Source organism: Methylomonas sp. MgM2, assembly GCF_054172045.1.
Genome location: NZ_JBSYXO010000016.1, coordinates 53,658 through 75,957 on the forward strand (window position 1 = coordinate 53,658; position 22,300 = coordinate 75,957).

Annotated in this window: 24 protein-coding genes and 1 pseudogene; 20 read left to right on the forward strand and 5 right to left on the reverse strand. The window is 49.5% G+C overall.

The window, feature by feature from the left end; genetic code table 11:
* Positions 1 to 41 precede the first annotated feature (41 nt).
* From ACW73I_RS13185 to ACW73I_RS13215, 7 genes and pseudogenes are all read left to right on the forward strand, one after another.
* A complete protein-coding gene (locus ACW73I_RS13185) occupies positions 42 to 1,439 on the forward strand; it encodes a DegQ family serine endoprotease (RefSeq protein ID WP_458029848.1) in 1,398 nt (465 codons plus the stop codon).
* Between the two features lie 15 nt (positions 1,440 to 1,454).
* On the forward strand, positions 1,455 to 2,360 hold the full coding sequence (cysK, locus tag ACW73I_RS13190) for a cysteine synthase A (RefSeq protein WP_458029849.1): 906 nt from the start codon (positions 1,455 to 1,457) through the stop codon (positions 2,358 to 2,360).
* Between the two features lie 35 nt (positions 2,361 to 2,395).
* Positions 2,396 to 3,649, forward strand: a complete 1,254-nt coding sequence (locus tag ACW73I_RS13195) for a hypothetical protein (protein WP_458029850.1) — start codon at positions 2,396 to 2,398, stop codon at positions 3,647 to 3,649.
* The gene (locus ACW73I_RS13200) at positions 3,642 to 4,721 is read left to right on the forward strand and encodes a hypothetical protein (protein WP_458029851.1); all 1,080 of its coding nucleotides are present in this window, start codon (positions 3,642 to 3,644) and stop codon (positions 4,719 to 4,721) included. Before ACW73I_RS13195 ends, ACW73I_RS13200 begins: the two co-directional genes overlap by 8 nt.
* Positions 4,699 to 5,436: a DUF4136 domain-containing protein gene (locus tag ACW73I_RS13205; RefSeq protein ID WP_458029852.1), complete on the forward strand. Its 738-nt coding sequence runs from the start codon at positions 4,699 to 4,701 to the stop codon at positions 5,434 to 5,436. The genes ACW73I_RS13200 and ACW73I_RS13205 overlap by 23 nt, the downstream gene beginning before the upstream one ends.
* 41 nt (positions 5,437 to 5,477) lie before the next feature.
* Positions 5,478 to 5,570 (forward strand): transposase, encoded by a 93-nt coding sequence (locus ACW73I_RS13210; RefSeq protein WP_458029895.1) that lies wholly within the window; start codon positions 5,478 to 5,480, stop codon positions 5,568 to 5,570.
* A 65-nt stretch (positions 5,571 to 5,635) separates the two neighbouring features.
* Positions 5,636 to 5,740: pseudogene (locus ACW73I_RS13215) on the forward strand (hypothetical protein); the annotation flags it as partial.
* A 101-nt stretch (positions 5,741 to 5,841) separates the two neighbouring features.
* Here the strand turns inward: ACW73I_RS13215 and ACW73I_RS13220 are convergent.
* The 3 genes from ACW73I_RS13220 to nifL form a co-directional block, all read right to left on the reverse strand.
* On the reverse strand, positions 5,842 to 6,135 hold the full coding sequence (locus ACW73I_RS13220) for a hypothetical protein (protein WP_458029853.1): 294 nt from the start codon (positions 6,133 to 6,135) through the stop codon (positions 5,842 to 5,844).
* 135 nt (positions 6,136 to 6,270) lie between these two features.
* A complete protein-coding gene (gene nifA, locus ACW73I_RS13225; protein ID WP_458029854.1) occupies positions 6,271 to 7,800 on the reverse strand; it encodes a nif-specific transcriptional activator NifA in 1,530 nt (509 codons plus the stop codon).
* Positions 7,793 to 9,427, reverse strand: coding sequence for a nitrogen fixation negative regulator NifL (nifL, locus tag ACW73I_RS13230; RefSeq protein ID WP_458029855.1), 1,635 nt, complete (start codon positions 9,425 to 9,427; stop codon positions 7,793 to 7,795). The genes nifA and nifL overlap by 8 nt, the downstream gene beginning before the upstream one ends.
* Before the next feature lie 284 nt (positions 9,428 to 9,711).
* Between nifL and rsxA the strand changes: the two genes are divergently transcribed.
* The 12 genes from rsxA (at position 9,712) to ACW73I_RS13290 (ending at position 19,260) form a co-directional block, all read left to right on the forward strand.
* On the forward strand, positions 9,712 to 10,293 hold the full coding sequence (gene rsxA, locus ACW73I_RS13235; protein ID WP_458029856.1) for an electron transport complex subunit RsxA: 582 nt from the start codon (positions 9,712 to 9,714) through the stop codon (positions 10,291 to 10,293).
* A 42-nt stretch (positions 10,294 to 10,335) separates the two neighbouring features.
* A complete protein-coding gene (gene rsxB, locus ACW73I_RS13240) occupies positions 10,336 to 10,875 on the forward strand; it encodes an electron transport complex subunit RsxB (RefSeq protein ID WP_458029857.1) in 540 nt (179 codons plus the stop codon).
* Positions 10,876 to 10,885: 10 nt separating this feature from the next.
* Positions 10,886 to 12,415: an electron transport complex subunit RsxC gene (gene rsxC / locus ACW73I_RS13245; protein ID WP_458029858.1), complete on the forward strand. Its 1,530-nt coding sequence runs from the start codon at positions 10,886 to 10,888 to the stop codon at positions 12,413 to 12,415.
* A complete protein-coding gene (locus ACW73I_RS13250) occupies positions 12,412 to 13,473 on the forward strand; it encodes an RnfABCDGE type electron transport complex subunit D (protein ID WP_458029859.1) in 1,062 nt (353 codons plus the stop codon). Before rsxC ends, ACW73I_RS13250 begins: the two co-directional genes overlap by 4 nt.
* Positions 13,474 to 13,481: 8 nt before the next feature.
* A complete protein-coding gene (gene rsxG / locus ACW73I_RS13255; protein ID WP_458029860.1) occupies positions 13,482 to 14,195 on the forward strand; it encodes an electron transport complex subunit RsxG in 714 nt (237 codons plus the stop codon).
* 33 nt (positions 14,196 to 14,228) lie between these two features.
* Positions 14,229 to 14,951, forward strand: a complete 723-nt coding sequence (locus ACW73I_RS13260; protein WP_458029861.1) for an electron transport complex subunit E — start codon at positions 14,229 to 14,231, stop codon at positions 14,949 to 14,951.
* Positions 14,948 to 15,235: an RnfH family protein gene (locus tag ACW73I_RS13265; RefSeq protein WP_458029862.1), complete on the forward strand. Its 288-nt coding sequence runs from the start codon at positions 14,948 to 14,950 to the stop codon at positions 15,233 to 15,235. The genes ACW73I_RS13260 and ACW73I_RS13265 overlap by 4 nt, the downstream gene beginning before the upstream one ends.
* Positions 15,236 to 15,263: 28 nt before the next feature.
* Positions 15,264 to 15,833, forward strand: a complete 570-nt coding sequence (locus ACW73I_RS13270; protein ID WP_458029863.1) for a hypothetical protein — start codon at positions 15,264 to 15,266, stop codon at positions 15,831 to 15,833.
* A 14-nt stretch (positions 15,834 to 15,847) separates the two neighbouring features.
* Positions 15,848 to 16,156, forward strand: a complete 309-nt coding sequence (locus ACW73I_RS13275) for a rhodanese-like domain-containing protein (RefSeq protein ID WP_458029864.1) — start codon at positions 15,848 to 15,850, stop codon at positions 16,154 to 16,156.
* Between the two features lie 10 nt (positions 16,157 to 16,166).
* Complete coding sequence (locus ACW73I_RS13280; RefSeq protein WP_458029865.1) at positions 16,167 to 16,874, forward strand: dinitrogenase iron-molybdenum cofactor biosynthesis protein; 708 nt, start codon at positions 16,167 to 16,169, stop codon at positions 16,872 to 16,874.
* 414 nt (positions 16,875 to 17,288) lie between these two features.
* On the forward strand, positions 17,289 to 18,092 hold the full coding sequence (locus tag ACW73I_RS13285) for a ferritin-like domain-containing protein (protein WP_458029866.1): 804 nt from the start codon (positions 17,289 to 17,291) through the stop codon (positions 18,090 to 18,092).
* Positions 18,085 to 19,260, forward strand: coding sequence for an NnrS family protein (locus tag ACW73I_RS13290; RefSeq protein ID WP_458029867.1), 1,176 nt, complete (start codon positions 18,085 to 18,087; stop codon positions 19,258 to 19,260). Before ACW73I_RS13285 ends, ACW73I_RS13290 begins: the two co-directional genes overlap by 8 nt.
* A gap of 259 nt (positions 19,261 to 19,519) precedes the next feature.
* Here ACW73I_RS13290 and ACW73I_RS13295 read toward each other — a convergent pair whose 3' ends face one another.
* On the reverse strand, positions 19,520 to 20,209 hold the full coding sequence (locus tag ACW73I_RS13295) for a hypothetical protein (protein ID WP_458029868.1): 690 nt from the start codon (positions 20,207 to 20,209) through the stop codon (positions 19,520 to 19,522).
* Between the two features lie 252 nt (positions 20,210 to 20,461).
* On the opposite strand from ACW73I_RS13295, the gene ACW73I_RS13300 reads away from it, so the two are divergent.
* Positions 20,462 to 20,737: a hypothetical protein gene (locus ACW73I_RS13300; RefSeq protein WP_458029869.1), complete on the forward strand. Its 276-nt coding sequence runs from the start codon at positions 20,462 to 20,464 to the stop codon at positions 20,735 to 20,737.
* Positions 20,738 to 20,785: 48 nt separating this feature from the next.
* Here the strand turns inward: ACW73I_RS13300 and gnd are convergent, their stop codons facing one another.
* Positions 20,786 to 22,234, reverse strand: coding sequence for a decarboxylating NADP(+)-dependent phosphogluconate dehydrogenase (gene gnd, locus ACW73I_RS13305; protein ID WP_458029870.1), 1,449 nt, complete (start codon positions 22,232 to 22,234; stop codon positions 20,786 to 20,788).
* Between the last annotated feature and the right edge of the window lie 66 nt (positions 22,235 to 22,300).

The following is a 22,300-nucleotide window of genomic DNA, read 5'->3' on the forward strand; positions in this document are numbered from 1 at the left end:
TGTTTCTTTCTTTCAGAATGCAACATATAAACGGAGTATGTATGTTTAATAAGCTTTTGAGTGGCGCATGTCTATTCATCATCTTTAATTCAGTAGCTTATGCGCAATTGCCCGATTTTACGGCGATGGTGAAGAACAATGGAGATGCCGTTGTTAACGTCAGTACGACGCAAAAAGCGCCCGATATGCAGATAGATTCGGATCAACAAATGCCGCAAGACATACCGCCGGAGTTGGAAGAGTTTTTCCGCCATTTCTTCCAGGGGCCCGGCCGTGGCTTTGTGCCGAAAGAAACAAATTCTTTAGGGTCTGGTTTTATCCTTTCAAAGGATGGTTACATATTGACCAATCATCATGTGGTGAACAATGCTTCGGAAATCATCGTTAAATTGAAAGATCGACGCGAGCTGGAAGCACGATTGATCGGCTCCGATGAAAGTACCGACGTGGCTTTGCTAAAGGTCGATGCGTCGGATTTACCTGTGGTCCAAATCGGTTCGCCGGACCAACTGCAAGTTGGAGAGTGGGTTTTGGCAATTGGAACACCTTTCGGATTCGAACAATCCGTGACTCAGGGCATCGTTAGCGCCAAGGGGCGCAGTCTACCCGACGGTAATTATGTGCCGTTCATACAGACCGACGTTGCGATTAATCCGGGAAATTCCGGAGGTCCGTTGTTTAATATGCGGGGAGAAGTAGTCGGTATCAACTCGCAAATTTATAGCCGTTCCGGCGGATACATGGGTTTGTCGTTCGCGATTCCTATCGATGTTGCGATGAACGTGGCCGAGCAAATTAAAACCAAAGGAAAGGTGTCTCGTGGATGGCTAGGCGTGCAAATTCAGGATGTGACACGCCAGCTTGCTGAATCGTTTGGCATGGACAGGCCTCACGGCGCGTTGGTCGCAAAAGTAATTCCGGGCGGACCGGCGGAAAAAGCCGGTATTCAAATTGGCGATATCATCGTCGAATTTGAGGGTCATACGATTGAAACTTCCGGCGAACTGCCGCCGATTGTTGGCATGACTGAAGTCGGCACGGAAGCCAAGGTCAAAGTCATTCGACAAGGTGACGAAGAAGATTTGAGCGTCAAGGTCGGCTTGTTACCCGCGAATAAAGTAGCGCAGCTAAGTTCGAATTCCTCGCCGGAAACTAGCGTAAACCGAGTGGGTCTGGTTGTAGCCGACCTGTCAGAAGAGGAACGGCAACAACTACAAGTGGAAAAGAACGGCGTGTTGGTGCAAAAAGTTAGCAAGGGAGTGGGTTTGGATGCCGGAATTCAGCCGGGGGATGTGATTTTGCGCGTACAAAATACTCCTATCCGTAATGTTGCGGAATTTAATAAAATTGTCGCAAAATTACCGGTGGGTCGGTCTATAGCTATGTTGATCCAGCGTAACGGTAGTCCGGTGTTCGTAGCATTCAAACTCGACAAATAAGAGGGTGTTCTATCTATGGCTAACGTAAATAACATTATTCAATTGATAGGTAATACCCCGTTAGTCAAACTGCAACGTATGGTTCCCTCGCAATCGGCGGCGGTTTTGGTGAAACTTGAATCAAGAAACCCGGGCGGTTCGGTGAAGGACAGGATCGGACAAGCGATGATTCAGGCCGCCGAAAAGGCAGGGACTTTGAAATCCGGCGGAACCATCGTCGAACCCACCTCGGGCAATACCGGAATAGCGCTGGCGATGATAGCGGCCGCTCGTGGTTATCGTTGCGTGTTGGTGATGCCCGAAACCATGTCGGTAGAGCGAAGGCAGCTACTGGCCCTTTATGGTGCCGAGCTCGTACTGACGCCCGGACCGGACGGCATGAAAGGAGCGATTAGTAAGGCTGAAGAAATCGTCGCCGAAACAGGGGCTTTTATGCCGCAACAATTTGAAAATCCGGCTAATCCGGATATCCACCGACAAACCACCGCCCAAGAAATTTGGTCGGGGACCGACGGACAGGTCGATGTGTTTGTTTGTGGAGTTGGTACCGGCGGTACCATCTCCGGGGTGGCGGATGTCATTAAAAATCGGAATCCTCAATTTAGGGCGATTGCGGTTGAACCGGCCGAATCGCCGGTAATTTCGGGTGGGCGCCATAGTCCGCATAAAATTCAAGGCATAGGAGCCGGCTTCATACCCAAAAACCTGGATGTGGATCTGATTGACGGCATTGAACAAGTCTCATCAGAGGAGGCTTTCGCCGTGCGTATGCGCCTAATTCAAGAGGAAGGCATTATGGCCGGAATATCGTCAGGCGCAAGCGTTTGCGCGGCATTACGCGTGGCTGAACGTCTTGGTGGCGGTAAAACCGTCGTGACGATTATTCACGATACCGGTGAACGTTACTTGAGCATGAGCTAACTCTCGGGTCCATAGACTTTAGGTTTTTCCTGATAATGAACGATTCGAGACTTAAGACCCGCTCCACCGGGATGGGCTACCTTATCAATCGTATCCAGACCCTATTCGTCAGCATGCTGCGAATCTGGACGATTCCCATCGTGTTGATGCTAAGTGTGTCATCGGGGTTTACTACTTATTACGGCCTTTCACACTTTATTACGCCTTGGATTGCGTTGATTATTACCGTTGCGATTCAGTCTATCATCGTGATCTGTTCGTTGGAAATGGCGAGTATCCATTGGACCGCAAACCGGTTCCGTTATTTCTCGGTGGTCATTTCACTTTTTATTGCCGTTTCGGCCTCCGTGACATTCTCGTATTTCAAATTTTATGAAATATCCGAGCGAGAAACCTTGCATATCAATCGGATTCAAGAAATTAGACAGGATATCAAGGCGTACATCGATACGGTGCTTTTGCACAAGAACCGGTTGATGAAAGAGCATCAGCAAGCGCTCGAAAAAGCTTCGCGCGACGTGTCACAAGCGTATTTCGGCACACATGAGCAAATCGCTCCCGGTTACAGAAATCAAGTTGGCGAAGGGCCGTTTTGGCGCCATTACAATCAGATCTACCAAGAAAAAAAACAGGCCTATCAAGCGCAAGAGCAAGTTTTTTTGGAATTGGATAAAAAAATTCGATTGTTGCAAACCAGCCTCGCTGATTTGGATGTGGCCTTAGATCCGGAAACGGCTTACTATCAGATGTTAAAGCATTATCAAGATATGCAGCTCCTGGTAAATCAATTATCCAGCAGTGCAGGCTTGATGTTACCGGATGCGCCGATGTTAATGACCTACAAACAATTTGTCGAAGAGGTAAAACCGTCGTTTTCAATGTGGCAAGGATTTTCCTGGTTTGCCTTTGCTTGTGCAGCCATGGTGGATTTTTTTACCATATTGCTGTCTTATCGACTGGAATTTACAGCGCCGGGACCTTTGACAAAACAGGAAGAGGAATTGGTGTTTGAGTGTCTTAGGCAATTTACGGAATTTCGTATAAATGAGAACGACGAACTGGAAATGATCATCGAAAAGTCGGAGCTGGAAAAAGCCAGGCGTTATTCCGACTGGTCGCGGATGTTTGTGGTTGGATTGCTCTTGAGTAGGGGGTTTTTACGAAAAGTGGATGCGAGAACAGTTGAATTCGCTCCTAACCTTTATCCGCTCGTCGCAGAAAAAATGTCGGATAAAATTGCCGAGCTTAAGGCTAAAGCGATGGCAAATTCCGCTGTGAGTCATGGCTGAACCCAACAACGAACTTGATGCATGGCTCGCCGGCGAAGACCTTTTCGCCGCCAACGATCTGTCGCCGGAGAATTGGGTTGCCGGTTTCGATGTCGATAGACAGTTGGTCGAATTCAAACTCGGTCCGGTAAAACGTTTATTTCTGCGTCCGGACAAATTTACCAAACGTTTTTATCATAAGGTTCATCCGCTAAAAATTGAGTCTTGGCCTTACCGTAGTCAGGTTAAGTTATTCGATGACTTTTGCGCGATAGAGATAGCGTTAGATTTACGTTTTCAAGCGACGCTGGAATACGTTCGCAGGAATGCGGAGTTAATTGAAGGTATCAATCAGCATATCCGGAATCTTTACTTAGGCGTCATCGAAGACAAAATCAACCAGGAACTCAGTAAATTAGCCGATGGAAGTTGGGTGCAGAACGGTTTGACACAACATGAAAATCGCTTGGCGATTTCTGTTTGCGAAGTGTTGACACAGCAACATATCCAAGCTGAAGCGGTTTGCCATATGTTCGCGGAATTCGCCGAGTTTCCGGAAGTGCAACTCGGGAAAGATAGTATATACCTTCATGTGCTTAAGAAAACGTTCGAGTTGAATCAACAAAAAAGTCAGGAACGCCTGCGTCAGCAGCGGTTGAACGAGCAGCAAGCCATACTGGCGAAGCAGCAGGAATCGGAACATTTGAAGCAATTGTCCGAAATGCAGCGCGTCATTCAACTACAAGAGGCCGAGGCGCAAATTCAACTGTTGCTTGAAAAAGAGCGGCAACTGACTCGTCAACATGAGGTGGAAGTTCGGATACACGCGGAACAAGTGGCGCATGAGCAGAATCTGAAAACCATTAGTTTCGAAACAGAACTAGAAGTGCAACAGCAGTTGGAAGCCAAGCAACGATTAATTGAACTTGAGCGGTTGGATGAGCGTCTAGCGCATGAGACTCTGGTGGAAGAACGTAAAACCTTGGCGGAGATTCAGCGGCGTCGGCTGATCAAGCAACATTGGCAGCAGGCTGAGCAACTGGATACTGAGCAAGATCAGGAGGCTGGCGATGAACAAATGGAAACAAAGTAAGATTCAAGCCGTTTTGCTAATAATGCTGTCGGTGCTGGCGACGGCTTGTACAACGACACCAAAACTCATTCAAATTCGTTCTGATATAGATGCGTTGACAACTAGCGACGTGTCGAACAAACATCATTTTGTAATATTACCCGCCAATAAAGATATTAAAGAGCAGGACCTACAGTTTAAAGAATTTAAAGCTTATTTGGAAAAGGCTCTGGGCAAGCGTGGATTCGTTAAAGCCGATACGCTACAGGATGGCGATGTAGTGTTATTTTTGAACTATGGTGTCAGTGAACCACAAACGTATCAATACGCGTATAATGTTCCAGCGTGGTACGGTTTCGGAGGAACCTATCCCTATTATAGGTGGGGGTGGTATTATCCAATGTCGCCTTACTATACCCAACGTATCGAAACTTACTTGATGTATAGACGTTACTTATCGTTGGAAGCCTATGATATGACGGCCTATGTGCAGAATAAAACGCCGGTACAGCTTTGGAAAATCAGTGTTCAGAGCCAGGGGTTGAGTAATGACCTCCGCTTGATATTCCCCTATATGGTTACAGCCATGCAACCTTACATCGGTTCCAATACCGGTCACATGGTGACGGTGGACGTAGACCAATCCGACCCATTATTTCAAGACATTTTACTCAGCAACCCTTACCGCGTAACACCCATCGCACCTCAGAAGGAAAAATCTTCTTCCAACCCTTAGAAGTCGTCCGGCAACGACGGAGTGAAATTCTGGAAAGGCATATAGTTCAGGATCACGTTCATATGTTGATCCAGAACCCACCGAAATATTCGGTGTCCGAAGTGGCGGGTTACCTAAAGGGAAAAGTGCAATAGCCGTAGCCTGACAATTTTCAGACAGGAAGACGAACTTTAATGGAGAAAGTTTTTGGGCAAGAGGATATACCGTGTCGACAGTCGGTTTTGAAGAAGGTCAAATACGCAAGTACATCCGAAATCAAGAACAATTAGAAGGAAAGGGCACTGATGAAAGTAATGAGTTTTAATTGAGCTAACCAACTTTGACCTTGGCAGCCCTTGGGGCTGCTTACAACCTGTCAAGCTCTCCGCTTTGCGGGGGCGATATGACTGGATTTTGCTTGGGCGGCTACAAAAGATTTGTCACAATCATGTAAATTGCGGTTATTTCTAGTATAACCGGCAGTATTAAATAGTATGGATTATGTTTTCTTATCATTAAAACGGACTCTCTCACACCGTTTTCGCCTTTCAAGAATTGACTCTCCGCCTCAGGTTCATAGCGGCTGGCTTGAGATAAGGAAGCTGCGCTATTGATGAAATAGCTGTCGTCGTCGAAAATCGAATCAAACAGCTCGTCCACTTTTTTTTGATTACTGAACAGATCGTTTAACATTTTATTATCGATAGCGATGGTATTCATGGTTCACCTCCGATGATCTAGCTTTCGATAGCATCCTAGCGCTGAATCTGCTTATGAACTGTGAAGTATTTCTTGAAGAGCGAAATTGCTGGGTCGATTTTCCGGACACCTTTGAGATCGGTGAAATAGCAATCGCTAAATCTGTTTAACGCTGATATTTAAAGTCTGTATACGATAAGCGATCTGTCTCGGTGTCATATCCAGCAGTCGAGCGGCCTTTGCCTGCACCCAACCACATTGCTCTAAAGCCGCAATCACTCGCTCGCGCTCGTCGAGTTCTTCGTCGTGTAAATCGAGTACACGGGTCGCGACGGCTTTTGGGCGGCTGATCCCAATTTCGTCTTCCAAGCCGGTACTGATGATCACGTCGCGATCTATTATGCCATCGGCGCTCATGATGGCGGCGCGTTCCAATCGGTTTTCCAGTTCCCGCACGTTGCCGGGCCAGTTGTGCTTCATTAGGATGCGCAATGCGCTTTCCTTGATTTCCAAAGGCCGGCCTCCTTGTTGTTTCGACAGACGATTCAACAGGAATTTCGACAAGTCCGGAATATCTTCGATTCGATCTCTTAGCGGGGGCATATTAATTGGCATCACGTTAAGCCTGTAATATAAATCCTCGCGAAAACTACCGTCAGCAACGTCTTTTTCAAGATTGCGGTTGGTTGCGGCGATGATGCGGACATTGACTTTAATTGTGCGCACTCCTCCGACCCGTTCAAATTCGCCTTCTTGCAGAACTCTTAGTAGTTTGGCCTGGAAGGATGCCGAAATTTCGCCAACCTCATCCAAGAATAATGTACCGCCATCGGCCAATTCGAAACGGCCTTTGCGTTGACCAACCGCTCCGCTAAAAGCGCCTTTTTCATGTCCGAACAGTTCGGACTCGAGTAAAGTATCAGGTAGCGCGGCGCAATTTAGTTTCAAAAACGGGCCGTTTGCGCAAGCTGAATTGAAATGGATTGCGTTAGCCACGACTTCCTTGCCTGTACCCGACTCGCCGCGAATCAGTACGGTGGTATGCCACTTCGCGACTTGGCGAATAATATCGAAAACTTTCAGCATTGGCTCGGAGTGGCCAATAATGTTTTCGAAGCGATAATTCTTAACCAACGCTTGTTTCAGATAATCCCTTTCATTCACAAGTTCGGTTTGTTTGCGCTCCATCGCACGTACGGAATTGACGGACTGAGCAATCAGGTTGGCGACCATTTCCAAAAAGCGCGCTCTTTCACCGAGAAAGGTCGCTTCACACGGTTGAGCGGCAAGAATGCCAACGACTTCCCCCTGTTCTATAGACAAAGGCGATCCGATGAAAGGCAAATCGGGGTTATAAACTCCCAATCGGCTTAAAAAGCGCGGTTCGTCGGCTATGCGTTCAACGACAATGGTACTGCCTTCATCCAGAATGGCTCCGACTAGCCCTTCCCCGGGTTGATAGCGAATTGTGCGGTCTATGTCTTCGCCATACACCTCACAAACGCTCATGCTGTCGCCGTCGATGTCTCGTAGTGTGATCATGCCGAAATGTAAGCCCGAACGTTTATGCAGTATTTCCAATATACCCTTGAGCTTGTTACGTAAATCATGGGTACTGTTAAGTAGTTGACTTACCAGAAACAGGGTATCTAGCTCGGATTCAACCAATAACGAACGATCATTCATGAATACTTTCCCTGGCAGTATTGTGTTGACTTGGAAAACTGATGATGAAGCAGCAACCCTGTTTATAGTTGGGATCGATTTCTATTAAACCGCCATGTTGATTGATAATTTCACGCACCATTACCAGACCCATGCCGGCCCGCACACCGCCGACATTCTTTTGCGTCGTAAAGAACGGTTCGAATACCTTATTTCTTTGGCTGGCCGGAATGCCGGGCCCGCTGTCAGCGACGATCACGCGCACCCAATCGTTTTCCAGGGAAGTTGTTATATTGATAACTCTCTCTTTGCTGCTTGCGCGGTTCATGGCGTCGACCGCGTTATCCAAGAGCTGTTTGAACATCATGCGTAATTTATTTTCCGCACCCAGTATCGAGGGCAAGACCGAATTAGGCATCCAGTCGACAACGACGCCGTTCGCCAAAAACTTTTGACTATAAAGCAGCATGACTTCATGCAGTAGTTGATTGAGATTGACTGAAGTCACCGCCGCCTCCGGAATTTCCGGTACGCAGCGCTGTAGAGTCGTCAGGGTTTCTTCGCCCATCGCCTGAACTTGATGTAACAAGTCTCTTAACGGCTGGTTTTGCTCATCGTTTCGCTGGCTCATGATTTGTATCGCAGCATTGATTTGATTTAACGGTTGTCGGATCTGGTGCATGGCGCCGAGCAATGTCTCTCGAATGCTGCGCATGTGCTCTTCCTCTGCCATCAAGTTGACCAAGCTTTGTAACTGTAATTTTTCTTGCTGCCTGCGCAACAAGCTGATGTCGTTGATCGACAACAATAGATATTCGTTAGAATGTTTAATGAAAAAACTGTCCGCATCGGTGTTGTCTTCATTAAACCAGTTGCCTGAGCATGAAAACCAGCGGGTGCCCCGCCGACCTATACCTTCGACTCTAATTTCACGGTTGTAAAATCCTTGTCTTGGTTTTGACTCTTCTTTTGGCGTTGTCCACAAGTCGCCCAAGTCCAATTGTAAAGCTTCGAGGAAAAAGCGTGCAGGCTCGGCGTGTCCTAATTCGCTGATCAGCATTTTGTACATTTGATTGTCTAGCACGATGTTGTTGTTGCTATCCAACACGACCATAGCGACAGGAGAAGCATTGATAACCGACTCAATCAGTTGCTTTTGATTATTGACCTGCTGGTCGGCCTGATGAGCTTGAGTCACGTCTCTGTGCATGCCGATGTAATGCGTTATCGCTCCGTGTTCGTCCAGCATCGGTGCTATAGTCAGATCCGCCAGGTAACGTTCACCTTGTTTACGTCGGTTTATCAAGCGTCCCTGCCAAACCTTTTTACGTGAAATCGTATGCCAAAGGTCGTAATAAACCGGGCGCGGCGTACATTTATCGGACAATTTCGACTCGTTTTGGCCGATTATCTCGTCACTTTTATAGCCGGTTACCTCAGTAAACGCCTTATTGATATATAGAATATTGGCTTTCTTGTCGGTGATGGAGATTGCAACCGGTGATTGTTCTACTGTAGCTATGAATAACGATAGAGGCAGGCTTTGGTTTTTATAGTTGGTGCCGTTTACAAGCAAACCGGGGCGTATGGTTTCAAGCACCTCGGCATCGATATGATTAACAAGATATTCCGGTTTTATATTGGTCATCTGGGCGCTCTACGGGTATTGATTGTTATTTACATGCAATTTTGATGCCTCGTTTTGTAATCAAATTTGTTTAGCTGATTCATAATCATAAAACCTCGGACGAAAAAGGGATATTGTCGTGTTTGCGACAATTTTAAGATTGAAGTTTTGCGATGTGTGTCGTTTAGAACACATAAAATGCACCGTCTTTGCCCGGGATTGCACAAGTTTCGCTCATTTAACCTCACAAACTGTGTTGGCATGGATGATGCTGTTTAGTTTTCAAACAACTGAGCGTGAAAACAATGAGCGAATACTTGCTGCTAATTTTAGGGACAGCACTGGTCAACAACGTCGTACTGGTGAAGTTTTTGGGATTGTGTCCGTTCATGGGCGTCTCCAACAAACTCGATACCGCATTGGGCATGGGGATGGCCACGACCTTCGTGTTGACCTTGGCTTCCGCAGCGAGCTGGATATTGGAACACCGCTTATTGCAACCTTTTAACATCGGCTTCCTGCGCGTATTGGGTTTTATTCTGGTCATCGCCGCGGTCGTGCAGTTTACCGAAATGGTGATTCATAAAACCAGCCCGGTGTTATATCAGGTCTTGGGCATTTTCCTGCCCTTGATTACCACGAATTGCGCGGTGCTCGGCGTGGCATTGCTGAATATTCAAGAAGAATACAACTTCGTCCAAAGCCTGCTGTTCGGCTTTGGCGCGGCAATCGGTTTTACCCTGGTGATGGTGCTGTTTGCCGGTCTCCGCGAGCGCTTGTCGCTCGCGGCTGTACCGGCAATTTTTTCCGGCACGCCGATCGCCTTCATTACCGCCGGCATCATGTCTCTAGCCTTTATGGGGTTCGCGGGACTGTATACGAAATGACGTCGTGCATGAAACCAGTTAACTTTTTTTAATAGGTAGCCCATGTACATTCTTTCAGCCATCGTCATCTTAACTGCACTCGGATTGTTTCTCGGCCTGAGTTTGGGTATCGCCGCCCGGTATCTGAAAGTCGAGGCCGACCCCTTGATCGACCAAGTTGAAGCCCTGATGCCCGGTTCGCAATGCGGCCAATGCGGCTATCCCGGCTGCCGGCCCGCGGCCGAAGCCTTAGTCGAGGGCTCCGCGCCGGTGACTTTATGTCCGCCGGGCGGCACATCGTTGGTCGAACAATTGGGCAAACTGCTAGGCGTACAAGTGGATTTGAGCCAGGCCCTCGATCAGGAACCCATGGTGGCCCGCGTTAGCGAAGACACCTGTACCGGCTGCACCCGCTGTTTCAAAGTTTGCCCGACCGACGCCATCGTCGGCGCGCCCAAGCAGATACACGCCGTGGTTGCCGACGCCTGCATCGGCTGCGAGAAGTGCGTCAACATCTGCCCGACCGAATGTCTGCAAATGCACCCAGTTGAGGTAACCCTCCGCGATTGGCGATGGCCGAAACCGTTGGCTGCGGCAGCTTAAGGAGAAACGTATGCTGTCATTGTTCGAAAATCCCCGCTTGCGCGGCGGTGTCCATGCCGAAGAGCACAAAAGCGAAACCTCCGGGGTGCCGATCGCTCGAAACCTACCAATACCCAAAAAACTATACATCCCGGTACAACAGCACGTCGGCAAACCGGCCGAACCTTTGGTCAAGGTCGGTGAAAAAGTGCTAAAAGGCCAATTGCTGGCCTACAGCCAGGGCACCATTTCGGCGCCGGTTCATGCGCCGAGTTCCGGTGTTGTTGCCGACGTCATCGACTTTCCGGCGCCGCACCCGTCGGCTTTGCCGATACGCACCATTGTTATCGAAACCGACGGCATGGAGCGCTGGATCGAAAAAAGCCTGCCGGATGATCCGTTTCAGCTACCTCCGGAAGAGATTTGCGTCCGGGTCGGCGCGGCGGGGGTAGTCGGTTTAGGCGGAGCCGTATTCCCGTCGGCCGTCAAACTCGATCTGGGCCGGAAAAACCGAATTCATACACTGCTGATCAACGCCGGCGAATGCGAGCCCTATTTGACTTGCGACGATAGGCTGATGCAAGAAAAAGCCGCCGAAATCGTCGACGGCATACGCCTGATGTTGCGCGGCATGCAGGCGCCGGAAGCAATGATAGGCATCGAGGACAACAAGCCCGAAGCCTACGAAGCCATGAGGCAAGCCTGTTTGGAATACCCGAACATAAAAGTCATGCAAGTGCCCACCCGCTACCCCATGGGTTGGGACAGACAAATGCTGCGCTATCTGACCGGCTGGGAAATTCCGGCCGACGGACGCGCCACCGATATCGGCGTTGTAATACACAACGTCGCCACCGCGCATGCCGTCTATAAAGCGGTCTGCCTGGCCGAACCTTTGATCAGCCGGGTTGTGACCGTGTCGGGCAGTGCGGTCGCCGAACCGCAGAATGTCGAGGTGTTGATCGGCACCCTGATGTCCGAAGTCTTGGATTTCTGCAAAGTCGAAAAAAGCAAGATCGCACGGCTTATCATGGGCGGGCCGATGATGGGCGACGCATTGCCTCTGAGCACCGTACCCGTGGTCAAAGCCTGTAACGGGATTTTGGCCTTGTCCGAGCAGGATATCGAAACGCCCGAGGTCAAACCCTGCATTCGTTGTTCCACCTGCGTAACGGCCTGCCCGGTCGGTTTGCTGCCGCTGGAAATGGCCAGCCGGATCCGCGGTAACCAATTGGATGCCGCGGTCGACCTGGGCTTGAAAGATTGCATCAATTGCGGCAGTTGTTCCTATGTTTGTCCGTCCAATATCCCGTTGGTGCATTACTTCAAATTCGCCTCGGGTGAACTGTACAAGCGCCAGCAAAAAGAACACAAATCCGAACAAACCAAACGTCTGATCGACGACCGCAGCCAACGCATGGAACGCATTCGCCTGGCCCAGGAAGAAGAAGCCCGCAAGGCCAAAGAAGCGCGCGAGGAACGAATGCGCCAACAACAATTAGCCAAGGAAAAAGCTGCTAAAGCCAAACAAGAAACCGCAACCGCCGAGGCCGAGTCATGAGCATCAAACCAGTCAGCGGTCCGCACGTCATCGCGGTACGCCGCGTTGACGAGATCATGCGCAAGGTTATTTATGCCTTGTTGCCGGCGATCGTCTGGGGCTTTTTCCTGTTCGGTTTCCCTGCCTTTTATCTGACGCTGGTGACGATCCTGTCGGCCCTGGTATTCGAGGCTATCTGCCTGAAGATGAAGGGCGTGGCCGCCGCGCCCTATTTATACGACGGATCGGCGCTGCTCACCGGCATATTGGTCGTCATGACGCTGCCGCCCTGGGCTCCTTGGTGGATAGGCGTGGTAGGTTCGGCGATCGCCATCATTCTGGGGAAACAAGTCTATGGCGGATTGGGCCAAAACCCGTTTAACCCGGCGATGCTGGCTAGGGTCGCCTTGTTGATCTCGTTCCCGATCGAAATGACCACTTGGGTCAAGGTCAAGCCGTTTCCGTTCGGCCCCGGACCGCTGGACAGCCTGGGAATCACCTTCGGCCAACTGGAAAATCTGGACGCCATCACCGGCGCGACTACGCTGGGCGCGGTCAAAACCGGTTTTTCGCTGAATCAAACCTTGCCGGACTTGCTCGATAACTACTCCAGCGTTCTAACCTTTATCGGCTGGGAACGCGGTAGCTTGGGCGAAACCTCAACCCTGCTGGTTCTGGCCGGCGGACTGTGGCTGATCCGGCAAGGCGTTATTCAGTGGTACGCACCGCTGTCAGTATTGGCGAGCGTGGCGCTGTTATCCGGCGTGTTTCACCTGATCGACAGCCAACATTACTTAGGCCCCTGGGTGCATTTGAATTCCGGCGCACTGATGTTGGTCGCGTTTTTCATTGCCACCGATTACGTCACATCGCCGAATACCCCGCTTGGGCAAATAATCTTCGGTACCGGCTGCGGCCTGTTGATCTACGTGATTCGTACCTGGGGCGGCTATCCGGAAGGCACCGGCTTCGCGGTCCTGCTGATGAATGCGACGACGCCGTTGATCGATCACTATATTAAGCCGCGTATTTACGGGCGTTACCGAAACGGAAGACCCATCGATGTTAAAGAATCTTGAGGCTGGTTATGAGTGCTGAGCCAAACCGTGAAACCGAAAAGATGAACGACGATAGCGATAACCAAGCGCCTAAGGTACTCGGGCTATTTAGCGAAGAGCAACTATCCGAGCTGCGCGGCAAACTGAAATATCAGACAGGCATCCTGGCTGCCTTCGCCTTGCTGGCCAGCGTGCTGCTGGGCTTTGCCGATCTGGCCACCAGCGGCGCGATCAAACTCAGGCTGGAAGAAGACCTGAAAGCCAGCCTGGAAGAAGTCATGCCGGCCGATCTCTACGACAACGATCTTTTGGCCGACACGGTGACGCTGCCCTCGGCCGACGCCGACATCGGCGCCGCCGAAACGACGGTCTATTTGGCCAAGAAACAAGGCGAAGTCACTGCGGCCAGTTTCAAATTGATCGCGCCCGACGGTTATTCCGGCCCCATCAGCCTGGTGATGGGCATAGACAAAAACGGCCAGATTCTCGGCGTCAGAATCATCGCTCACACCGAAACGCCGGGTTTGGGCGACAAGATCGAACTGACCAAATCCGAATGGGTGCTCGGCTTCAACGGCAAGTCGTTGGATAACCTCAGCCCCGCGCAATGGGCGGTCAAGAAAGACGGCGGCGTGTTCGACCAATTCGCCGGAGCGACGATCACGCCCCGTAAAACCGTGCAAGCGATCAAACGCGGCCTGGAGTTTTTCAAAGCCCACCGCAGCGAATTGCTTGGTCAATAGGCAGCAGGAATAGGCAATTTAGGAGAAACGACAATGAAGCTATCGAATTTGTTTTCGGAGCCTTACCGAAAAATCGCCAAAGACGGATTATGGGACAACAACGTGGTGCTGACGCAAAACCTGGCGCTGTGCCCGCTGCTGGCGGTAACCGGCACCGCGACCAACGGCCTGGGCATGGGTTTGGCTACGATGGTGGTCATGGTGGCATCCAACGCCGCGGTGTCGGCGAACCGGCACTTGATTCCGGCCGAAATCCGCATCCCGATCTTCGTGTTGTTGATCGCTACACTGGTTACCTTGGTAGACCTATTCTTAAATGCCTGGATGCACGAATTGCACAAAGTGCTGGGCTTGTTCATACCGTTGATCGTCACCAACTGCGTGATCTTGGGGCGGGCCGAGTCGTTCGCATCCAAACAAGCCTTTCTGCCTTCGGTCTGGGACGGCTTCATGATGAGTGTCGGGTTCACGTTGGCCATGGTGGTACTGGGGGCCTTACGCGAAATCAGCGGTGCCGGCACTCTATTCGCCAACGCTTCGACTCTATTGGGCGAAAGCTTTAATTTTATGGAACTGACCATCATTCCCGAATACAAAGGCTTTTTGCTAATGGCACTGCCGCCGGGCGGCTTCATCATGCTGGGTTTCATGGTGGCGGCCAAGCGTTTGCTGGACAAGAAAGTGGCCGAAAAATCCGCGCCGCCTATGGTCGGTAGCCAGTGGGGCGAATCGGAACATGAGGGAGCACCAACATGAACGTAGGCGTTTGTTACGCGGAAGCCGACAGACAAACTTGGCTACGCCTGGAAGTACCCGACGAAAGTACTGTACAGCAAGCCATCGAATTGTCAGGCTTACTGACGCTTTACCCGACGATTGACCTGACCAAGCAGAAAGTCGGCATCTTCGGGAAATTAACAAAGCTCGACGCACTGATCAAAGACGGCGATCGGGTGGAAATATACCGCCCCATCACCGCCGATCCCACCAAGGTCAAGCGCAGGCGCGTAGATGTCGATGATGATGACGATGACGATTAAATGATTTTTTTACACAAGGAGAACCTCCATGCTACTCGAAGATATTGACAAACAAGGCCTGACGTTCATCATGAACGTGTTGGGCAAGACCAGCGAGCCTGGGCTCTATGCCTATCGCGGCGACCTGGTGCTGGTCCAAGGCGCATTCCGCGAAGGGTCGACTACCGACCGCAAACCGCCGGAATTGCTGTTGAAACAAACCGCAATCCTAGCGAGCGAGGACAAATTCGTGTTCGTCAGCGGTCTGTTCGAGGATTTGGCATACGTGCAAACCTTTTTGGAAAAATACAAGCCGGTATTGACCCCGGAAACGCTCACACTGTTTTTCGTCGAAAACATCGCCGAGAACATGGAAGTTGTTTTGGACGGCATCACCTTCCGCTTCGTGGCCTACAAAGAGGGCATGATTTGGAACGAGACCTTAGATTTGTTGTACATCGAAAAAGCCGATTTGAAAGGTCAATCCGCCGAAGATAAAGTCGTTACCGTCTATGAAGCTGCCAAGAGCTTCAAAACCAAAGCCGCAACGATACCTTTTGAAGAAGCCTTGACTAAAACCATCGTCGTCAAGAAAGAAGCCGCCGTCGGACCGGTATAAAGCAGGTAATCATCATGAAGCCGTTCAAAACTATCTCAGCCGCCGAAGCCGATCAATTGATCGTTTCGGAACAACCCATGATTCTGGATTGCCGGGAACTGAAAGATTACCGGGCCGGCCATATCGACAACGCTCTGCATGTGCATGAACAATTACGCGACAGTTTGCTGAAAAAAGGCGATAAGGCCAAGCAATTGTTGATCTATTGCTATTACGGCCATGCCAGCGAACATTTGGCTGAGATGTTTTGCGACTTCGGATTTAAGCAGGTTTATAGTCTAGCGGGCGGCTATGCCGGCTGGAAGGAACACCACGCACTTTAAAGGTGAGATTATGAGTCAATTATCCCGTGAACTGGCCTTACGTATAGCGTTGGCCGCCCGAGTGCTGCCAGGTGTCGGTGTGCAGGAGTTAATCGAAATTTTGCATGAAAAAGTCGGTCGTCCGCTCGACGACGAAAAACTCAAGACCATCACAGTCACAAATCTTAAAACCGGCATCGGTAGCCACGACGGTGAAGAAGATGGCGAAGACATCGGTATCGGCCTTGAGAACATCAAACTCGCGGTACGTTATTTGTGGGGAGAGGAAGAAGGTGACGAGAGCCTACCGGAAATCCAGCCTTACAGAGACAGCGACATGCCCGAGTCGATCCGGGTGGCGGTGGCTTCAAATGCCGGTTCGCAGTTAAACGGACATTTCGGTTCCTGTATCCGGTTTTTGGTCTATCAGCTTTCGCGTAACGAATGCCGGTTGATCGATATTCGATCCACTATCGAGGCGGATAGTGCTGAAGACCGCAATTTGTTCCGAGCGAACTTGATCAAAGATTGCCACGTGCTATTTGTTCAATCTATCGGTGGTCCTGCCGCTGCAAAAGTGATCCGCGCAGACATCTATCCAATCAAGGTGCCCGAGGTCGTCGATGCAATCGAAAAATTGACCGAATTTCAGCAGGTTTTCGATTCGGCGCCGCCGTGGTTGGCGAAAGTGCTTGGAAAAAGCCCTGAGGAACGGGTTAGATTTGCGGCGAACGAGTAAAAGCGGCGAAGGAAAGCCCGTAACGATAGTCTTAAATTTAACCTTCATAACTGTGACAGCGGCCATCGTCCGCTAACTCTCACAGGATATTTTGGGTCGTGCGGGTCGCCGTGCGACCTATCATCGACACATCATGCAGTCCGAACGGCGATATTAAACCCAATCAGGCTGCGCCTCATGTTGCTGCACCGATAACAGAGGAGGGCGGCCAATCCTAATCATCGTAGTTTGATGCCGGGCATTATGATCGCAAAAATCGTTCTGGTCCCTAACTTGAGTTCTATCCGCCACTTTCTTGTCTTATCGGATAAGACACTCGGTGTCGCCGGCGTTTTAGATAGAAGCGCAAAATCTTAGTGTAAACGTTTAAAATGTCCTAATTTCTTTACCCGAATGTTTTTAATAGGACGCTAATTGAATACTGTCTTTGCGCTTGCAGAAAGTTGTTTGTTTGACGCGGATATTGGCGACAAGCTTTACACAACGCATATGGCGCAAAAACTGGCGGAAGCCGGGCAAATTTCTTTTGCATGCGATGCGGCGCCAAGGCCGATAGGCGATACCATATTTCCGCAAAAGCCGATTCTGTTAATGCCGCGCGAAATGGTTCGGCGGCGCTTGGATACGCCGGAAGGAAAAGCGGCTTTTTTTCATGCCTTGGCCCATATCGAGTTCATGGCGATTTATTTGGCGTGGGATATTTTGTATCGGTTTCGTGACTTACCCGAGCAGTTTTACCGTGATTGGCTTAGGATTGCCGACGAGGAAGCCTCGCATTTCGAAATGATACGAGCGCATCTATGGACTTTAGGTTGTGATTATGGTGAATTACCGGCGCATAAAGGCTTGTGGAATCATGCGGAAGAAACAGCCCATGATATTCTGGCTCGGTTAGCCGTTGTGCCTCGTTGTATGGAAGCGCGCGGATTGGATGTAACGCCGGCGATGATAGAAAAACTCAAGGCTTTAAGCGATCATGCGGGCGTAGCGATATTAACCCGCATTTACGAAGACGAAATAGGGCATGTCGAGCGAGGCTCTTATTGGTTCAAGTATCTGGCCGAACAACGCAATTTAAACCCCTCGGAAATTTTTAAAGAAAAGATATTGGCTTGTTACAAGGGTAAACCTAAGGGACCGTTTAACCGAGAAGTGCGTATAATCGCAGGATTCTCGAACACTGAAATCGATTGGCTGGAGGAAAGGCTGCATGACTAATAAACCGGTTTTTGATTATCCGTTGTTTGCAATGGGATTCAGGGTTTTTTTTGCGTTAGCCGGATTGTCGGCGCTGGCACTGATCGCGATATGGAATGCCATGTCCAATGGTTCTTTGCATATGGATAATTATTATCCGGGTACTTATTGGCACGCGCATGAAATGCTTTTGGGATATGCCACAGCGGTGATCGCCGGTTTTCTGTTGACAGCTGTTAATAACTGGACGGGGTTTAATACTGTCAATCCGGATCAATTGGCTTCGTTGAGCTTTTTATGGATTTACGGACGCGTCACACCATTTTATTCAGAACTGTTGCCTGACGAAGTGATTGCCGGTGCCGATTTCGCGTTTTTACCGGCACTGATCTATTTCGTTAGTAAACCCTTGGTGAAATCCGGTCAGTTCAAGAATTTGACTTTCAGCGGATTGCTGATTCTGATGATGGTGGCAAACGGTTTGACGCACGCCGAGATCCTGGGGTTTTCCAAAACCGGGGCAATGGCCGGCCTGACGCTAGTAGTGGCTTTAATCGTTATGATGATTTTGGTGATTGCGGGGCGTGTGTTCCCGTTCTTCACCGAACGTGGTTTATCCGGCGTGATTTGTATTCGCAGTCCCGGATTAGATTCTGCCGCTATCGTAGCGAGCTTGGCGGTATTTGTAGGGATGATATTCGACATTTCCGCAATTATGCTATCGGTTGCGGCAGTCGTTGCGATTGCGTTGAACCTGATGCGAATTTCGGGTTGGTATAATCCGCGAATTTGGTATGTGCCCTTACTTTGGGTACTGTACGTCGGTTATGGGTGGATAATCTTGGGTTTTGTTGGAGTTGCGTTGGCGGCGTATTCAGTGCTCCCGACCGCCTTGGCCCTACATGCTTTTACTGTCGGTGGAATAGGGGTGTTAACGCTTGGTATGATGGCGCGAGTGGCGTTGGGCCATACTGGCAGAGCCTTGAAGGCGTCAAATGTTATGGCAATCGCTTTCATTCTAATCAACTTGGCGGCATTGTTGCGAGTATTGTTTCCTGCTTTTATTCCGGCTTGGTACGGCAGTTTTGTGGTTGCGTCAAGTTATGCTTGGTTGGCCGCTTTTTCATTATTCGCTTTTTATTACATGCCGATTTTATGTTCCTCCAGAGTCGATGGAGGGCGGGGCTAGTTTATTTCCGGGTAGTTAGGGTTTTATCGTGATGCCGCTAACGGTGTGTGCTTGGGTAGGTCATTCCATCAATGGTATGGAGAAAAAACGTCCCTTAATTCGGGAGTAACATCTCCTGGGAGATCACGCAGGTTGTTTTTAGATGACTAGAACTAGGCGTCAATGAAAGGGATTAATATCCTGTTCAAGAAAAGAGGCGACAGTTGATGACTGCCACCTCTAGCGTAAAAATTGAGATTGACGTGTCGATAGAAAGCAACTAAGCGCCCAGCGTATTCAGCTTATTTCGACGTACTAACGTAAAGACGCCCAGGGCAGAGCCAAGCAGCCATCCCGCGCCCGGAATCGGTACCGTGGTAATCGCGCTAACGGACATGGGATCGGTCATTTCGACCAACGATCCGCTTACAAATCCGAGAGTACTTCCTAAGCCCGCAGCCGACAGATATACGCTTTCTTTGGTGCCGAAGATTGTGCTAAAGCCACTTAACATGGTGGTAGAAAAGCCGAGCGTATCCGCGTCAAAGACAAACTTATCCAGCTGTGCCGTTAACAAGTCCCCACTTATATACACGCCGGGTATAACTGTGTCGCCGTAGAAAAAAGGAATCTCTCCGGAAATTCTAACCGTACCGCTATTCGGAATGTATGTGCCATCGCTGTAAAATTGAGCCGTTAACAAAAAATTTGCAGGATGTTCTGGTGAAGATGAGACGCTAATGTTATTAGCGCTGTCATTGAACGTGATGGGGGCGTTTCCATTACTGGCAGCTAACAAATAACTTCCGCTGCCGACAAGATCGAACAATTGGACGTTAGCGCCATTCGTAAAATTAGGATCACCCGGCGGAAAAATTCCGGGCAAGCCCGCTATAGATGCGCTGCTATACGGCGAGTACGCAAGCAGCACAACTGTCGCTCGAGCAAGAATCTTTTTGATGTTAATCATAATTCGTTACCTTGAGTTGTTAAAAAAATTCTCTCTCCCCATACAAATCATACATCGATAATTATCTGCGTTCAAGTTATGGCGACCAAATTTTGCGTGATAGTGGCTTTGGTCAGGTGTGCTATGACGTTATGCGGGATTATTACTGGCTTCATTCCGAAAAAAGCACTTATTTTATTTGTTAGAAAACTCGCTGCCAATTGCTCAGAGTCGTAGAAATCGTTACTCAGTAGGCAAAAGCGGTTATATCTAATGCGAAAAAAGCGTTCCGGCTTGGTGAATTATATATTGTGGCATTGTGGAGTTTGCGAAGAAGGTAAACGCGAGCTCTCGGTGGGTTGGAACAACAAGCTTCGGTTCGGTCCTAATCCGGTGATGTTCGCGGCTGCTGGTTATTTAAAGTTTGGTGGCAGAGTGCCGACCAAACTCAGCATTCAACCAGCTGATTTCCCGCTGTATAGTTGGGCGAATTATGAGATTGAAAAATGTTGGCGTATTTCCTTCCGTGGAATGCTTATTGTCAGTTGAATTTTCATTCAGACGGCAATTACTTATAAGACGCTGATGCTTTTATCGTTAAACCGTGTATGTGGTCGATGCGGTCTTGCCGCCATGTCCGGTCCAATCGGTATGGTAGAATTCGCCTCGCGGTTTATCAATGCGTTCGTAAGTATGTGCGCCAAAATAGTCCCGTTGAGCCTGTAACAGATTCGCCGGCAATCTTTCGCTGCGGTAACCGTCGTAATAGGCAAGGGCCGAAGAGAATGCCGGAGTAGGGATGCCTAATTGAATACCAAGAATGACTGCCTGACGCCAACCTGCTTCGGCTTTTGTCATTGCGTCGACAAAGTAATCTGCTAACAACAGATTTTCCAAATTCGGAACTTGGTCGTAAGCCTGTTTAATGTCATTCAGGAATTGGCTACGGATGATGCAGCCGCCGCGCCACATCAATGCGATTTCGCCGTAGTTCAAATCCAGATTATATTCTTTAGACGCTTCTCGCATCAGACGGAAACCTTGTGCATAAGAAATAATTTTGGATGCGTACAAGGCGTGACGGACCGCGTCGACCATGCCCTTTTTGTCGCCGTTGAATGGAATGACCGGTTTGACGGGTAACACTTTAGAAGCCCTGACTCGCTCTTCTTTTTGTGCCGACAAACAGCGGGCAAAGACCGATTCGCCGATCAATGTTAACGGTATTCCCAAATCCAATGCATTAATGCCGGTCCACTTACCTGTGCCTTTTTGGCCGGCAGTATCTAAAATGTTGTCCAGCAAGGGTTGGCCGTTTTTGTCTTTGTAGGCCAGAATGTTGGCAGTGATCTCAATAAGATAGGAACTCAGTTCGCCTTTATTCCATTCGGCGAAAATGGTCTGCATTTCGTCGGTATTCATACCCAAGCCGTCTTTCAGCAACTGGTAAGCCTCACAGATTAACTGCATGTCCCCATATTCGATGCCGTTATGCACCATTTTTACGTAATGGCCTGCACCGTTATCGCCTACCCATTCGCAACATGGGTCGCCGTTAACATGGGCGCTGATGGCTTGGAATATCGGCTTGACCGCCGGCCAGGCGGCTTTATTGCCACCGGGCATGATTGAAGGACCGTGGCGGGCGCCTTCCTCGCCGCCCGACACGCCGGTGCCGATATACAATAAACCTTTTTCGGCTAGATAAGCCGTGCGCCGATTGGTATCGGTAAACAGCGAGTTCCCGCCGTCTATGATGATGTCACCGGGTGATAGCAGCGGAATCAGATTCTCAATATAGTGATCGACTACGGTACCGGCTTTGACCATCAACATGACTATTCGCGGCGTTTCCAGATTGTCGATCAGTTCTTGCAGCGAATATGTGCCGACCACTTGAGTGTTATTGGCGGGACCTTGCAGAAATTCGTCGACTTTGCTGGTTGTGCGGTTAAAAACTGCAACTTTGAATCCGTGGTCGCTCATGTTTAATACCAAGTTTTGGCCCATTACCGCCAAACCGATCAAACCGATATTTGCTTTCATAGTTCTTACCGTACTTGCTGTTCGTGGCCCGATTTTACACGATGCGGAAAATTACTGAGTAAAAAT